The sequence below is a fragment of the Flavivirga sp. 57AJ16 genome (assembly GCF_028736925.1).
In the GTDB taxonomy this organism is placed as follows: Bacteria; Bacteroidota; Bacteroidia; order Flavobacteriales; family Flavobacteriaceae; genus Flavivirga.
This window is the reverse complement of record NZ_JAQZAT010000012.1, coordinates 161,062-176,809: the sequence shown is the minus strand read 5'-3', so window position 1 is coordinate 176,809 and position 15,748 is coordinate 161,062. Positions and strand designations below refer to the sequence as shown.

Annotated in this window: 12 protein-coding genes; 2 read left to right on the top strand and 10 right to left on the bottom strand. The window is 35.3% G+C overall.

Annotated features, from left to right (window positions below; translation table 11 throughout):
- Positions 1-1,026: transposase (locus PQO00_RS14650; RefSeq protein WP_274185592.1), on the top strand; the 1,026-nt coding region annotated here is incomplete at its 5' end.
- Between the two features lie 505 nt (positions 1,027-1,531).
- Here PQO00_RS14650 and PQO00_RS14645 read toward each other — a convergent pair.
- From PQO00_RS14645 to PQO00_RS14600, 10 genes are all read right to left on the bottom strand, one after another.
- Positions 1,532-1,969 (bottom strand): hypothetical protein, encoded by a 438-nt coding sequence (locus PQO00_RS14645; RefSeq protein ID WP_274185591.1) that lies wholly within the window; start codon positions 1,967-1,969, stop codon positions 1,532-1,534.
- Positions 1,970-2,161: 192 nt separating this feature from the next.
- The gene (locus tag PQO00_RS14640; RefSeq protein WP_274185590.1) at positions 2,162-4,729 is read right to left on the bottom strand and encodes a TonB-dependent receptor; all 2,568 of its coding nucleotides are present in this window, start codon (positions 4,727-4,729) and stop codon (positions 2,162-2,164) included.
- Positions 4,730-4,899: 170 nt separating this feature from the next.
- The gene (gene pgi, locus PQO00_RS14635; RefSeq protein WP_274185589.1) at positions 4,900-6,519 is read right to left on the bottom strand and encodes a glucose-6-phosphate isomerase; all 1,620 of its coding nucleotides are present in this window, start codon (positions 6,517-6,519) and stop codon (positions 4,900-4,902) included.
- 32 nt (positions 6,520-6,551) lie between these two features.
- Complete coding sequence (locus PQO00_RS14630; protein WP_274185588.1) at positions 6,552-7,850, bottom strand: peptidoglycan DD-metalloendopeptidase family protein; 1,299 nt, start codon at positions 7,848-7,850, stop codon at positions 6,552-6,554.
- Positions 7,808-8,725, bottom strand: coding sequence for a tryptophan 2,3-dioxygenase family protein (locus PQO00_RS14625; protein ID WP_274185587.1), 918 nt, complete (start codon positions 8,723-8,725; stop codon positions 7,808-7,810). The genes PQO00_RS14630 and PQO00_RS14625 overlap by 43 nt, the downstream gene beginning before the upstream one ends.
- Before the next feature lie 9 nt (positions 8,726-8,734).
- Complete coding sequence (locus PQO00_RS14620) at positions 8,735-9,514, bottom strand: DUF3108 domain-containing protein (protein WP_274185586.1); 780 nt, start codon at positions 9,512-9,514, stop codon at positions 8,735-8,737.
- Positions 9,515-9,717: 203 nt separating this feature from the next.
- Positions 9,718-10,878 (bottom strand): 4-hydroxyphenylpyruvate dioxygenase, encoded by a 1,161-nt coding sequence (gene hppD / locus PQO00_RS14615; protein ID WP_274185585.1) that lies wholly within the window; start codon positions 10,876-10,878, stop codon positions 9,718-9,720.
- 118 nt (positions 10,879-10,996) lie between these two features.
- Entirely contained in the window at positions 10,997-12,154 is a 1,158-nt protein-coding gene (locus PQO00_RS14610; protein ID WP_274185584.1) for a homogentisate 1,2-dioxygenase, read from the bottom strand.
- 571 nt (positions 12,155-12,725) lie between these two features.
- The gene (locus tag PQO00_RS14605) at positions 12,726-13,235 is read right to left on the bottom strand and encodes an acyl-CoA thioesterase (RefSeq protein WP_274185583.1); all 510 of its coding nucleotides are present in this window, start codon (positions 13,233-13,235) and stop codon (positions 12,726-12,728) included.
- A gap of 67 nt (positions 13,236-13,302) precedes the next feature.
- A complete protein-coding gene (locus PQO00_RS14600; RefSeq protein ID WP_274185582.1) occupies positions 13,303-14,238 on the bottom strand; it encodes an SPOR domain-containing protein in 936 nt (311 codons plus the stop codon).
- A 283-nt stretch (positions 14,239-14,521) separates the two neighbouring features.
- On the opposite strand from PQO00_RS14600, the gene dprA reads away from it, so the two are divergent.
- Positions 14,522-15,625, top strand: coding sequence for a DNA-processing protein DprA (gene dprA / locus PQO00_RS14595; protein WP_274185581.1), 1,104 nt, complete (start codon positions 14,522-14,524; stop codon positions 15,623-15,625).
- The last annotated feature ends 123 nt before the right edge of the window (positions 15,626-15,748 follow it).

Here is a 15,748-nt window from a genome sequence, read left to right as displayed (position 1 = left end):
GGTTTAGTATCACAATTTAAGATCAAAGAGAAAAGATTGGGCAATACCATGCTGTTCAGCCCACGGGGGCGTTTGGCCCTCATGTTCTTAAAACACTATGCAGGCTGCTCGGACCAAAAACTTATAGAGCAGCTCAACGGTAACCTGGACTATCAGTTTTTTTGCGATATTTCCTTAGGCTACGGGCGCCTCACCAATTTTAAGATAGTGAGCCAGATAAGGAGCGAACTGGCTTCCAATCTGGACATTGACGCTACGGAAGCGCTGTTTTACGGGCACTGGAAGCCTTATGTCTCCACACCGGACCAGGTCACGGTAGATGCCACCTGTTACGAAAGTTCAGTGCGTTATCCAACCAACCAGAAGCTCTTATGGGAAGCAGTAAACTGGCTCTATGGCCAGTTGAAAAAGACCTGCAGGGCCTTAGGGGTGAAAATGGTGCGCAGTAAATATATAAAGTGGAAACGTCGCTATATCGGCTTTAGCAAAATGCGGCGCAAAACAGTGCCCAAGCGCAAATCCCTAACAAGAGCCTTGCTGTTGCTCCTAAAAAAGTTTATCGATTTTGAAACCAAATTACAAAAGCATCACAGCATTAGTTTTACAGCCCAATATTACCGTAGGGTGGCTACCATAAAACAAGTGTATAAGCAACAAAGCAACCATTTTAAAACAGGTCAAAAAATAAAAGACCGCATCGTAAGCATTGCCAAAGGCTACCTGCGCCCCATAGTAAGGGGCAAAGAAATAAAAGCAGTGGAGTTTGGGGCCAAGGTCAATAAATTACAGGTGGACGGCATCAGCTTTATAGAACATATAAGCTTCAATGCTTTTAATGAAGGTGCCCGTTTACAATCCAGTATTTACAAAGCACAGAGCCTTACCCATAAAAAACTTCAGGTTATAGGGGCAGATGCTATTTATGCCACCAACAAGAACCGAAACTTTGTCAGCAAGCACAAGATAAAGACCGATTTTAAGCGCAAGGGAAAACTGCCCAAAGATTATCAGGAAGAGAAAAACTAAAAGCAGCCATAACCAAGGAAAGGGCATCACGGCTGGAAGGCAGTTTTGGCAAAGAAAAGGAACATTACCACCTCAAGAAAATAAAGGCGAAAACAAAACCAAATGAAATATTATGGATTTTCTTTGGCATACATACCGCTAATGCACTGGAAATAGGCAGGCGAATGCTAAACTCCAAAAAACAGGTCGCTTAAAAAAACATCGAGATCTACTAATGGGAACGTGCGTCACGTTGTTAAAAAATAAATGCCTTTTGTTCTTTTTATTATCTCAAACAACTGAAAATGGTCAAATGAAAGTATTAAAAACAAAAAATAGCATCAAAATATGATTAATGATCCTATTTTCTGAATACGCCTCTTTATTAAAATATTTTAAATACCAGATTACCAATTCGTAATATGTCGAACAGATGTTATTTATTAAATGAACAGACTCTCGCGTTGTAATTTTAGTGCTCCTCAAAATGGCATATCATGAAGCTTTTTAGAAACCCTGTATATTTTTAACCTATCCAAGAACTCCAAGGAATTCGCGATAAAAACAATACTAAGGCGATGGTATAAAAAACAGCTATTGTTTTTAATTTGGATTTAGAGGTTAGTTTCTTTTTATGCTTAGAATAGCCAATGGTTATTAAAGCTACTGCTACTATGTTTACAAAAGGATGTTCTACAAGATACAATCTTGCCAAGGAATTGCCCATAACGCCACCTCCCAATTCGCTCCATAGCTCAAATCTGGGGGACACAAAGTACAATATCAACCCTATTAATAATTGTATATGCGATACTATTAAAGTAAATAGTGATTTTCTAAAATCTTTAGCTTCGTATTCTTTATCTCCAAATGTTTTTATTAAAGCATTTGCAGTGGCTATGATTAATATTAAAAGCACTAAATATGCCCAATAAGAATGTAGCATTTTTACAATATCATACATATGTCAAATATTTAAATTCATTACAACAAATGTAATAATTAAAAGCATAAAAAACCGCTTCAACTTGAAGCGGTTTAAAATTATATAATTTTGTTCGGGTTATACCAGTTCTTATTTAAAATTACTCAAGTAAAACACAGTGATTTTTTATATAGGCAAATTTTAATGAGTAATTTTAAGCTGGGAATGGTATTAAAAATTAAAACGCATGCTAAAATTCCACGTTCTACCATAACCAAACCTTACACCATTTTCAACGTTAACACCTTTCCATGCTGTATCTCCTGCATCTACATGTTCATTGTCTCTGGCATTTTCAATATAAACTTCATCAAAAACATTATAAATATTAACCCTGAACTGTAATGAGTTTTCGTCATCCTTTCCTAAAGGCCACTTATAAGAGACTCCAGTATCTACTGTATCGTATGATGGTAGTTTAATGGTTCCTCTATTATTCGCTGTCGAAAATTCACTGCCTCCAAAATCGGCATTTCCATATAGATTATCATATTGGTTCCAGTTCGCCCCTATCTTTAAGCGCGGACAAATTTCATAATCGGCACTAACCCCTGCAGTAAATTGGGCCGCTTGCCCTATTTTTGCCCCATCAATGTAGCTCGTTGCTCCATTTGATATTAGGGCTCCGGTATCATCAGTTGTTCTCGTGGTAATATTACCATCATATTCCCAATTACCGACAGATACAAATCCATTAATATTTAATCCATTTGTTGGACGTGTAAATAGTTCTAATTCCACGCCCATATGTACTTGCTTTAAAGGGCTTGTTTGTGTAAACTCATCATCAAGCCCATCGTTATCTGTATCATCAGAACTATAATCAATCCTATCGTTCCAAGTGGTATGGTAGATATTCAAATTAGCCGATACAACATCTCCCAAGAATCGATAACCAGCTTCTAACCCTGTGATTTTTTGATTTCCTTTTACTAAAGGGTTTAATTGATTTGAGTTTCTATCATCCACAAATAAATCACTATGAAATGGTTGACGTGAATAATACCCTACATTAGCAAAAACAACATTAGAAGGGTTAAGGTTATAAGAAGCACCTGCTTTTACGTTAAAACCAGTATTATTTACCTTTTCAGATTCTTCAGGCTGTCCAGCTACCTGAACTTCTTTATACTCTGTCCTTAAATGGGACTGCGTGGAAGCAGACCCCTGAAAGAATGCAGAAAACGCATCGTTAGAGTATTCTAATTGACCAAAGACTCCTAAATAGTTAATGTCTTCTTCATAATCATAACCGAAACGTTGCGAATGGTCATCATTAGGGTTAAATGTAAGGTTCCATGGATTAATACCCCCAAAAGTATTGGTGAGTACGTTTACATTACTATTACTATCATTAAATCCTTGGACAGAACTTACAGATAGGAATTCGTTCACGCTTCTAAAGTGAATTCCATTGTACAGACGTACATCTGCTCCAACATTAAGGCTTAAGTTTTCGTTTAATTTAGTATTGAAATTTGATACCAATCCGTACCAGTTGTGGTTATTATTAGACCCTCTCGCATAAGTTGGAACACCTCCTGATGTTATAGTTGATGCAAAAGCACCTCTACCTACTGAAGCGTATAATACAGATGATAATGAAGATTCATCACTAATGGTCAAATCCCAACTCAAGTTAGCTACAGGTTTATGGTAAATATTTCTACCACTTGGGTATTTCCCGCTTTGCAATAAGTTTGGACTGTCTACATTAGAGTATGCATTATTATATCTCCTGCCATTAGCTAATAAATCATCCAAATCAAAAAAACCGGATGTTGCATGCCATTGGGGAGCACCAGTTATCATGAAGTTAAAAATATTATTCTCATTTGGTTTATAGCCTAAAGAAATAAAATAAGTTTGCCCTTGCCCATCCGTATCATCAACATAACCGTCTCCTTGCCAATGACCTAACAGTGCAGAGAATGCCCAACCGCTTTCCATTAAACCAGTTGAGTAAGATGCTGTTGTTTTAGTATAGTTGTCGTTAGCAACCATTTGTTGCACAAAACCACCTTCTCTTTTGTCAATGGTTTTAGTTACAATATTAACGGTCCCTCCAACAGATGAAATAGCTAACTTTGAAGATCCCAAACCACGCTGTACCTGAACTGCTTGGGCAACATCCAGGACACCAGACCAGTTCGACCAAAACATTCTGCCGTCTTCTGGGCTATTAATTGGCTGTCCATTGAGCATGAATGCTGTATTAGTTTGATCAAACCCTCTTAAAAATAATTGACCTTCACCAAAACCACCACCTTGAACAGATTGTACAGAAGGCGTAGATTTTAATACTTCAGGTAAATCTGAATTTCCTGTTTTTTCTTGAATTTGATTGGCTTTAATGGTAGAAACCGCTATGGGGGTTTTTCTGCCTTCTGCCAAATCAATGACACCAGACCCAATAATCAAAATCTCGCTTAAAGAATTGTCTGGAGTTAATTTAATGTCCCCTAAGTTTGTATCACCGTTAAATGATATGGTTACAGGACCATACCCTACATAAGAAATCACAACGCTTCCTGAAGAGGCTTCAGTGGTTAAGGTAAAATTACCATCAAAATCTGAAGAAATACCATTAGTGGTTCCTTTTTCAACAATATTAGCGCCTGGTAATGGAGCGTTAAGCTCGGCATCTATTATTGTACCTTTAATAGTGCTTTGTGCCATAATGACTGTAGAAAATAAGCACGCCACAGTCATTAATAAAAAATGAATAGTTTTTTTCATAATTTAAAAAGAATTAATTATTTGAAATTAGTCAGGACAAAAATACGGATAATTGAAACACAACGATTAAGCTTGTGTTAAATTTCTTAACATTTATGACAAACAAAAAAGGCACTGATATTAGTACATCAGTGCCTTTTTTGTTAATTACGTTAAGAATTTCACATTTTTTATACCTTATTTTTGTAGTAATTCAATAGATTATTGGTAGAAGAATCATGATTGCTCAGACTGCTATTGTTAAATTCCTGTAAAATTTTTGTTGCTAATTGCTTACCCAACTCTACGCCAAATTGATCGTAGCTAAAAATATTCCAAATGATACCTTGAACAAATATTTTATGTTCGTACATAGCTATAAGCTTCCCTAAACTCTCTGGCGTTAATTTATTTATAAAAATGGTATTGGTTGGCTTATTACCTTTAAAAACTTTAAAAGGAATAATATCAGAAGGCGTACCTTCGGCAATGACCTCTTTTTCTGTTTTACCATTTAAGAGCGCTTCGGTTTGCGCTAAAAAATTAGAAATAAGCTTATCTTGGTGATCTTGATTACCGTGCAAGGATTTGGTAAAACCAATAAAATCTGCTGGAATCAACTTAGTGCCCTGATGTATTAATTGAAAAAATGCATGTTGCGAATTCGTTCCTGGTTCTCCCCAAATTAAAGTGCCGGTTTCATAATCAATAGGGTTGCCATTTCTGTCCACACTTTTGCCATTACTCTCCATAATACCTTGCTGTAAATACGTTGCAAATTGGTTTAAATATTGAGAATAAGGAATGACAGCTTCACTTTCTGCCTTAAAAAAGTTATTATACCATATACTTATTAAAGCTAATACTACAGGGATATTGGACTTAAAATCTTCAGTTTTAAAATGATCGTCCATTTTGTTGGCACCACGAAGCAAACTTTCAAAATTATGATATCCAACGGCTAGACTTATGGTCAAACCAACGGCGCTCCATAATGAAAAACGGCCACCAACCCAATCCCACATTGGAAAAACATTATTTTCATCTATCCCAAATGACTTGACACTTGGAATGTTTGTAGATACTGCTACAAAATGTTTTGCAATAGCTTCTTCGCTAGCTGTTTTTAAAAACCACGCTTTAATGGTATTTGCATTAGATAGTGTTTCTTGTGTCGTAAATGTTTTTGAAACAACAACGAAGAGCGTTGTTTCCGGGTTTAGTTTTTTAATAATTTCATTGACATGATCGCCATCTACGTTGCTTACAAAGTGCGTTGTCAAATGATTTTTATAATACTGTAAAGAGTCTACCACCATGGCCGGTCCTAAATCCGACCCTCCAATACCAATATTTACAATATCTGTAAAGGCTTTTCCTGTAAAGCCTTTTCTTTCGCCATTTACAATGTCATCTGTAAATTGCTGTATTTTCTGCTTTACCTCATATACTTCTGGTATCACGTTAACACCATCAACGTGACATTCTGAAGTTTCTGGGGCACGTAAGGCCGTATGTAAAACAGCTCTTCCTTCTGTTTTATTTATGGTTTCTCCAGAAAATTGACTATTAATAGCGTTTTTTAATTTAGCCTCATCGGCTAATTCCAGTAAATAGTTAAAGGTCTCTTCTGTGATTCTGTTTTTTGAAAAATCCACATAAAAATCGTCCCATTTTATGGTGAATTTATTTGCTCGCTCTTTGTCTTGAGCAAATAAATCTTTCATATGAACATTCTTTACCGTCTTAAAATGTTCTTGTAATCGTTTCCATGAATCTGTAGTCGTAGGGTTTATATTTGGTAGTGCCATTAATCTTTAAATGAAATTAGATTATCCTTATTTTATAATACTTCTTCTAATCCCGATATACCCCTTTTAAAAGGGATGCTATCTAACTGTTTTTTTATAGGTGCTATAAAATCTAAATACTTTACTTTTAGGGAGTCTGATATCGGTTTAGCTTCTGGTAATTTTTGTTTAAATGGATCTACTTGTCTTCCATTTTTCCAAAAACGATAGCAGACATGCGGACCTCCTGTATTTCCTGTCATACCTACCCAGCCTATAACGTCTCCTTGCTTGACAAACTGACCAACTTTAGCATTTCGTCTGCTCATATGAAGGTATTGGGTTTCGTAAGTGGCATTATGTCTTATTTTCACATAATTGCCATTACCTCTTGTATAACTGGATTTTGTAACGGTCCCGTTTGCCGTAGCCATAATTGGCGTACCAATGGCCGCAGCAAAGTCGGTACCTTTATGTGGACGGACTTTATAGCCATAAACCGCAATTCTCCTTTTTAAATTATATCTCGAAGAGATACGTTTAAATTTTACGGGGGCTTTTAAAAAGGCACGTCGTAAATTTTTAGCCTCATCGTTAAAATAGTCAATAATACCTTTTACTGAATCCGTTTCAAACTCAAAGGCATAGAAAGGCTCTTTATTATGCTCAAAAAAGGCCGCTTTTATATTATGGACTCCAGTATAAATGGTATCGTCTATATACTTATCTGTATAAATGACTTTGAATCGATCTCCTTTTTGAAGGCGTCTAAAATCTATGGTCCAGGCATAAATTTCATCTGCCATTTTATATGCTAATCGCTGACTGAGGCCTTGCTGTTCTAAAGTTTCCGAAATATTATTGTTAATGACCCCAGTCGCTGTTTTTTCAACATATTTAATAGGTTTCTTGCTAGTATACGCATGAATGGAGTCATGAAAATTAATAACGACGTATTCTTCCTGCGTTGGCTGATAAATAAAGCATTTTGGAAGCTCCAACGAATCTTTAGAGCATAATAGCGTATATGGTTTTCCTAGTTGAAGACCTCTAACTATATCGAACGAATCTTTTGCTTTTTCCGCTATATGGAATATTCTAGGATACCCTATTCTATGACGTTCTAAAATTTGCCCAAAGCTGTCCCCACTTTTAATGGTATCTCGCTTAACGGTATAGTCGTTTAAGTTAAACCCAAATTCATAAACCTCTTCAGGGACTTCTTCTACTATCGCTAATTCTTCTTCTAAAAAAACTGGTTTAGGATCGTCTTTACACGCAATAAAAGATATTGTTAATAGTATCGCTATTAAATATTTGTACCCCACTCTTGTATTTCTTTTTCTGACCATAACTCTGGAAAAAATATTCTTTTTTGATATTTTGGAAGCATGTATTTTTGCCAATCACTTCCTCCTGTGGCTTCTCCATCACCATCTTTTCCTAATATATAATGTTTAGCAGCATTATAATGTGCCATGACCCATTTTATATTTACAGTATAATCAAAATGACGCATGGCTTTAACTAAGTCTTCATCTTTTTGATCTGCTTTTGGTAATTCTTTAAATCTTGACCATAGATTTTTCGTATTATATACTTTCATAAAAGTAATAAACTCTTCTTTATAGCGGTTTTCAAAATTTTTAAGTAGAATGGATTTTTTACCCGTTTTATAGTCTTTACCTGCTGCTTGCCAATATAAATGCTCGAAAGCATGCTCAAAAGGGGTATTTCTATCGATGGATGCTCTAAATCTAATATCAATTAAGTTTATAAGTTCTGTTGAAGCAAATTCTATTAGGCGATACTGTGCACTCTGAAATCCACTTGCTGGAGTAAGTGTGTGTCTAAACTTATTATACTGTTCTACATCCATGCCTTCCCTCATAATATTGAATGAAGTTGTTAGCATATCAAAATAGCGGCTAATACGCATTATTTTTTCTTCAAAAAAAACAGTACTTAGTTTTTCACATTCAGCTACTTGTTTAATTTCCCAAAGAATCATTTTAAAAATGAGCTCATTAATTTGATGGTATCCTATAAATACCATCTCATCTGGCAGTGTAGTTCTCTGTATTTGTAGTCCTAATAAGGCATCTGTATGGATATAATCCCAATAGGTTATAGGTTTACTATGTAGTAGCCCTTCTAAATGAGTTTCTAACCCTTGACCTATTGCCTCGTATTTTTCTTTTAGTTGGGCGGTTATTTCTGAATTCAAAATCTATAATTATCTAACAACAATTCTAAAAGGATGTTTTAACCCTTTAAAAGCTTCAAGGTCTGCTCTTAGAGAGCCAACCGCTAAATCTGCTTTAATCCTCAAAGGTACTTTATTTTTATCTTTTGACACCCATAGTGTTAAACTTTCTTCCTCCTTAAAAACACGACCAGCCATAACATATGGCCTAAATTTTAAAGACTCTATTTCTCCAAACTCGGTATCGATGGTTTCCTCTCCTAGGTATTGTAGTTTAAATCCGTAATTTTCTTCATCAAAAAACATATCGACCCTTACTTCATCACCTGGATTTAACTTGGTAATATCCAAATTATTACGTAAATAGTAAAATGTTGATACCATATCCTGAATATTAGGTTTGGTATCAATGACTGTTTTTTTATTGTGCTTTTTATTGTTTACGTACGCTTTATTATTTGCTTGATCAAAATCTATTTCAAGATCTTTGGTATGCCCACCTTCGTCTATATTTCTAATAAACTTATAAGGCATAATAGTCTTTTTATCAAAGTAACTTTCATATCTGTCCTTTACTTTAAAAAACCATTTGATCATACCTGTAGTCCAGCCTTTGCCAACTACATGATAAACATCTTTGTTGTTTAGTTTAGAGTCTTTTACAGTAAGTGTTGCATTTCCTGCTTTTAAAAAACCACTATAACTCATTTTAAACTTAAACCATTCGCCATTTCCAAATGCAGATTCTTGTTGAGAAAAAGACATTTGTATGGCTAATATTGCGATTATTATAAGTGGTATTCTTTTCATGTGTTCTGGGTCATTAATAATGTAACTTCTTTATGTACATTTTATTGCTATATCCTTGAAATTACAATTACTGTTCCAAAAATAAAAAATTTCTTTAAACTCCTTGTTATTATTAGAAGCCCTTAACGTTAATTTGTTACAAAAAACAAAAACGCCAACATGTAAGTGATGGCGTTTTTGCTTAAAGTTTACGCACTTATTTTTTATAACGTACCCCTATTGGCCTGTTCTCTTTCAATAGACTCGAAAAGAGCTTTAAAGTTTCCTGCTCCAAAACCACGAGCTCCCATACGCTGAATAATTTCGAAAAATAGTGTTGGTCGATCCTCAACCGGTTTGGTGAAAATCTGTAATAAATAACCTTCTTCATCGGCATCAATCATGATCCCTAGGTTTTTTAATGTCTCTATATCTTCTTTTAATTCATGACTATGTTCTTCTAATCTTCCTGGTACGGCTTTATAATATGCTTCTGGTGGTGTGGATAAAAACTCAATACCTCTGGCTCTTAAACTAGAAACCGTAGAAATAATATCATCGGTAGCAACTGCTATATGTTGGACACCAGGGCCTTCATAAAAATCCAGATATTCTTCTATTTGTGATTTTTTCTTTCCTTCTGCGGGTTCATTTATTGGAAATTTTATACGTCCATTCCCGTTACTCATCACTTTACTCATTAAGGCCGAATACTCGGTATGGATCTGTTTATCATCGAAGGATAAGAAATTTTCGAAGCCCATAACATCTTCATACCATTTTACCCAAGTATTCATTTCTCCCCAACCTACATTGCCTACCATATGATCTATATATTTAAGTCCTACAGGTTGTGGATTATAATCTGATTTCCATTCACTAAAACCTGGTAAAAACGAACCTTTATAATTTTTGCGTTCTACGAACATATGTACCGTTTCACCATAGGTGTATATTCCAGCTCTAACAACTTCGCCATGTTCATCTTTCTCTACAACGGGTTCCATGTATGATTTTGCACCACGACTCGTAGTCTCCTGATATGCTTTTCTGGCATCTTCAACCCAAAGCGCTATGACCTTTACGCCATCACCATGTTTTACAATATGGTCATTTATTGGTGATCTACTGTTTAATGGTGTGGTTAAAACCAAACGTATTTTATCTTGTTTAAGCACATAGCTTACAGAGTCCTTAGATCCTGTTTCTAAACCTTGGTAAGCATAAGATTGAAACCCGAATGCTGTTTTGTAAAAGTGAGCAGATTGCTTTGCGTTACCTACGTAGAATTCTACATAATCTGTTCCTAAAAGAGGCAAAAAGTCTTGCGCCCCTTCAAATATTTTTTCTAAACCGTAGTTTACTGATTTTATGTCTTTACTCATTGTTTATTTTTTGTTATTCCTGCCTTTCGTCTACGCTCAAGATAAACTTCGGTGGGAATCTTATTGTTTGAAATTAAATTTTAATAAAGTGGGTTTCCGCCTTCGCGGGAATGACAAATTACTCCAACCAGGATTTATGATAGTCCTCATCGGCTATTTTCATAGCTTCTTCGGTAACCATTAACGGTTTAAAAGTATCCACCATCACAGCAAGTTCATCGGTTTTTGTTTTGCCAATGCTTCTTTCTGTGGCTCCCGGATGTGGTCCATGCGGGATGCCCGCTGGGTGCAATGATATATGACCTGCATCAATATCATTTCTGCTCATAAAATCACCATCTACATAATATAATACCTCATCGCTATCTATATTACTATGATTATAGGGAGCTGGAATAGACTGTGGATGGTAATCGTACAAACGTGGTACAAAACTGCATACTACAAAAGCATCGGTTTCGAAAGTTTGATGTACAGGGGGCGGCTGATGAATACGTCCTGTTATAGGCTCAAAATCGTGTATTGAAAAAGCATACGGGTAATTATAGCCATCATATCCAACCACATCGAAAGGATGTGATGCATACACCATTTCTATAATGTCTCCTTGCTTCTTTACTTTTATTAAAAAATCCCCAGATTCGTTATAGGTTTCCAATGTTTCGGGTCTGCGGATATCCCGCTCGCAAAACGGTGCATGCTCTAATAACTGCCCAAACCAATTTCTATAACGTTTTGGCGTGTATATGGGCCTGTGGGACTCCACGATGAATAATCTATTATCTTCCGTATCGAAATCTATTTTATAAATAACACCTCTTGGAACCAAGAGATAATCTCCGTATTTAAAATCGAGATTGCCCAACATGGTTCTTAATTTCCCAGTGCCTTTATGAATAAAAATAAGCTCATCGGCATCTGTGTTTTTATAAAAATAATCGTTTGTAGATTTTTTTGGTGCTGCTAATATAATAGCGCAATCGCTATTTACAAGTACCGTTTTTCTGCTTTCTAAAAAGTCCTGCACCGGTTTTATTTGAAAACCTTTTAAGCGATACGATTTAATATTGTTTTTTAAAGCAATTTTTGGAGCTACGCTATACTGCTTTTTTATTTCTTTTACTTGCGTGGGGCGTTGCTCGTGATAACTATTGGTAGACATGCCATCAAACCCAATAGTGCCAAATAACTGTTCGTAATACAAGCTGCCATCTGGTTTCCTAAACTGTATATGACGCTTATGCGGAATATTTCCTAATTTATGGTAAAAAGGCATTGTTTCTAAAATTAAAGATTAAAAAAAGGTAAAGTTATAGACCTAAAAGGCTAAACTTCAAAATGATAAATTTAAAGATACAATAAAACCTGCTCACTCAGGATTTCTCTTGATGAGATAGTGTAGGAATACTAAAAGTTCTTGCCAAAAGATTTGCATAACTATACAAATATCGTAAAAATTTACGACTTTGTGAAAAAGAAATGGAACCTTGGATATTTAGAATTACTAGTCCACGTGTGTTCCGCGGCAGGCCATCCCGCATCATGTGCAGAACAGGTTTCAGTATTTAGTGGGAACCCCATGGTTTAATGCCACGACCCGAGGGTCGATTTTTAGGATCCAGGGCTTGCCCTAGGGGGTTTACCTTTTTTACTTATACCAAACGAATTTTAAAATGATTGATAATAAATTTGAAGTTTATTGAGGTATCTTAACTCTATGATAGGTTAATGTTGGTTTCTAAAAAGTTTATGCTGAGCCTTCTTATGTTCAAGATAAGCAAAGTATAAATAATCACCAGACAAAGTAAATCTAGCATGATTTTTCAGATAATTCCCTCTGTTAAAATTTACTCAAAAAGGGCTTTTAATTCAGTAGCTTCATTGGGTTTTATTTTTCCGGCCAATAATAAACTTAATTGTTTCCGGCGCAATGCAGCATCAAAGCGTTCTTTTTCTAAATCGGTTTCAGGAATTAATTCGGGGACAGTAACAGGACGTGCGGTTTCATCTACCGCCACAAACGTGTAAATCGCTTCATTTGCTTTCGTTTTATCACCAGACTCCCTATCTTCTACCCAGACATCAATAAACACTTCCATTGAGGTTTTAAAAGCACGAGATACCTTCGCTTCAACAGTTACTACACTGCCTAGGGGAATGGCTCTATTAAAAGCAACGTGATTAACCGAAGCGGTTACAACAATACGTCTTGAATGGCGTCTTGCTGCAATACTTGCTGCACGATCCATTCTTGCTAGTAGCTCACCTCCAAATAAATTATTTATGGGGTTTGTTTCGCCAGGTAAAACCATATCTGTGTGTATGGTTCTCGATTGTTTAGGAGTTTTTGCTTGCATCAAAATAAGTTTAAGATGCGGCAAAGTTAAGTATTAAAGCAGTAAAATATGAATGAATCTGTAAAAACTAATCCAGTTTTCTAACATCCAACCAAGCATCTTGGTTATGTGTTCTCTTGATGGTTCTTAACGCTTTCAAAGCCTCGAGTCTGTCTTCGTAACTTGCATAAACAACTTGGTGTAAACCATATTTGTTAACACCAATTTTTCTGGCACTAAAACCATCTGCTTTAAGTTGTTTTATTTTTTTATCACAATTTTCTTCAATTCTAAAAGCACCAGCAATTATATGATAATTACCTGTTTGCTTGGTAACATTTAGTGTAATGGCAGGAAACGGATTTAAATTGAATGTTGCCTGTTGTATTTTAGCATCTAATTGTTGTGTTGCTTCCTCTTGTGCTAATTGATTATGTTGCTCGATTTGATTTATATAATAATTAGATCCTGCAAAACCACCAAGTGTTAAGGCCATTACGGCAATGGCTGCATATTTTAAATATGGTCTGGTTTTACGCTTTTCTGGAGTAATGGTAATAGGAATTACTTTTTCAATGTTTTCAGCTTCTTCCTTGTAAACCTCACGCGTTACAGCAGGGGATACAAATTGAGATAGACCAAAAGCATCTGTTAAGTAGTTAAGGTGATAAGAAGGTTCGAACAGAATCTTACCTTCACTATTAAAAACAATGTCTCCAATATTTTTAAAAGTAAGTGTTTCCCCTTGCGTTAAATAAGCCTTTAATATTTTTACTCGCTTTGCAATTTTTTTATTGGCAATTTCAAAAGGGATCTTTTCTACATCAGCAATATAATGCGCTAACAAACCGTCATTCTTTTGAATTTGCTCATTAAATGACACTGTTTTGTTAGGTGGATAAAAAGCATTGGTGCTTTCATGAATGGTCGCAGATACGCGTTGTGTTAAAAAAGCACCAAATTCAGGAATGGTAACACACTCATATCTATATAATAAATCACTTATGTAGGTTTCTAATTGCATAGAAACAAAGTTAAAAAATTATGCTTTCAGATAAAATTTCGAGATAACTATTTATTAACAGTTTAAAAATTCTTTTCTTGTAATACCGATTTAGCTATAAAATAACATATATAAAAGGTTTCTTTTCCGTCATCATCTCGTTAAAAAAGTAAAACGTAACTATGACTATGTTTTGTTTTTTGCCTTAGAGTTCGTCTTGATTTTTTCTAACTTAAAATAATTCAATTTATTTATGCAACATTTTATAACTAAATTGGTATAATTTCAAAACCAAATAAGTAACATGACAGAAAATGATTTGCTTTATACTTTGGCCTTGCAGCATGTGCCAAACATCGGTGATATAACTGCTAAGCGTCTTATCTCACATTGTGGCTCTGCCGAGGCTGTTTTAGAGGAAAAAAGACAAAATCTGCTTAAAATTGGTGGTATAGGGCGTATGGCTTTGAGTGATTTATTTAAAACGGATCATTTAAAAGCGGCTGAAAAAGAAATGGATTTTATAAAATCGAATAAGATTAAGGTATCTTATTTTATGGGAGAAGGTTACCCTGAAAAATTAAAACATTGTATTGATGGCCCTATTTTATTGTTTCAATCGGGGCATATTAATTTAAAACAACAACATATTATTAGTGTTGTTGGAGCTCGAAAAATAACAACTAATGGGATAGCGTTTTGTGAAGCGCTAGTGGAAACTTTAGCTTCTTATAATCCTATTATTGTTTCTGGTTTTGCTTATGGAACGGATATAACAGCACATAAAGCGGCCATTAAAAACAATTTGCAGACTATAGGTTGCTTGGCACATGGATTGAATCAAATTTACCCCAAAGTGCATAAAAAGTATATGGTCGATATGGAGAGCAATGGAGGCTTTTTTACCGATTTTTGGAGTAGTGACAAATTTGACAGGAATAATTTTTTAAAAAGAAATAGGATCATTGCAGGTTTAAGTGAAGCGACCATCGTTATAGAATCTGCCGAAAAAGGCGGGAGCCTGGTTACTGCAGATATTGCAAATTCTTATAACAGGGATGTATTTGCTGTTCCAGGAAGGACCACGGATATGCAGAGCATGGGATGTAATAATTTAATAAAACACCAAAAAGCGCACATGCTTACTACACCACTGGATGTCCCTTATATTCTCAATTGGCAATTAGAAGAAACTAAAAAACCAGCTATACAAAAACAATTATTTGTTGAACTGGATCCTACAGAAAAATCAATTTATGCCTATTTAAAGGAACATGAAAAGCAACAACTGGATGTCATAGCGATTCATTGCAATATGCCTATTTTTAAAGCAGCGAGTGTATTGCTTACTATGGAGCTTAAAGGTGTGATTAGACCTTTACCCGGTAAGTTATTTGAGGTTGCTTAATTCCTGCGAAGGCAGGAATCTTATTAAATAAAACTTAAATTCTTCGTCGGTGATTCTTGCCTTTATGCTCAATATCGTGGTGATTTCCCCTTGAACCCCTATGTTTATTAGGTTTTTAGTTTT

What these genes read in the sequence shown, in the direction of transcription:
- PQO00_RS14645 (WP_274185591.1), bottom strand. Translation starts at nt 1,969, where the DNA reads ATGTATGATATTGTAAAAATGCTACATTCTTATTGGGCATATTTAGTG.
- PQO00_RS14640 (WP_274185590.1), bottom strand. Translation starts at nt 4,729, where the DNA reads ATGAAAAAAACTATTCATTTTTTATTAATGACTGTGGCGTGCTTATTT.
- pgi (WP_274185589.1), bottom strand. Translation starts at nt 6,519, where the DNA reads ATGGCACTACCAAATATAAACCCTACGACTACAGATTCATGGAAACGA.
- PQO00_RS14630 (WP_274185588.1), bottom strand. Translation starts at nt 7,850, where the DNA reads ATGGTCAGAAAAAGAAATACAAGAGTGGGGTACAAATATTTAATAGCG.
- PQO00_RS14620 (WP_274185586.1), bottom strand. Translation starts at nt 9,514, where the DNA reads ATGAAAAGAATACCACTTATAATAATCGCAATATTAGCCATACAAATG.
- hppD (WP_274185585.1), bottom strand. Translation starts at nt 10,878, where the DNA reads ATGAGTAAAGACATAAAATCAGTAAACTACGGTTTAGAAAAAATATTT.
- PQO00_RS14610 (WP_274185584.1), bottom strand. Translation starts at nt 12,154, where the DNA reads ATGCCTTTTTACCATAAATTAGGAAATATTCCGCATAAGCGTCATATA.
- PQO00_RS14605 (WP_274185583.1), bottom strand. Translation starts at nt 13,235, where the DNA reads ATGCAAGCAAAAACTCCTAAACAATCGAGAACCATACACACAGATATG.
- PQO00_RS14600 (WP_274185582.1), bottom strand. Translation starts at nt 14,238, where the DNA reads ATGCAATTAGAAACCTACATAAGTGATTTATTATATAGATATGAGTGT.
- dprA (WP_274185581.1), top strand. Translation starts at nt 14,522, where the DNA reads ATGACAGAAAATGATTTGCTTTATACTTTGGCCTTGCAGCATGTGCCA.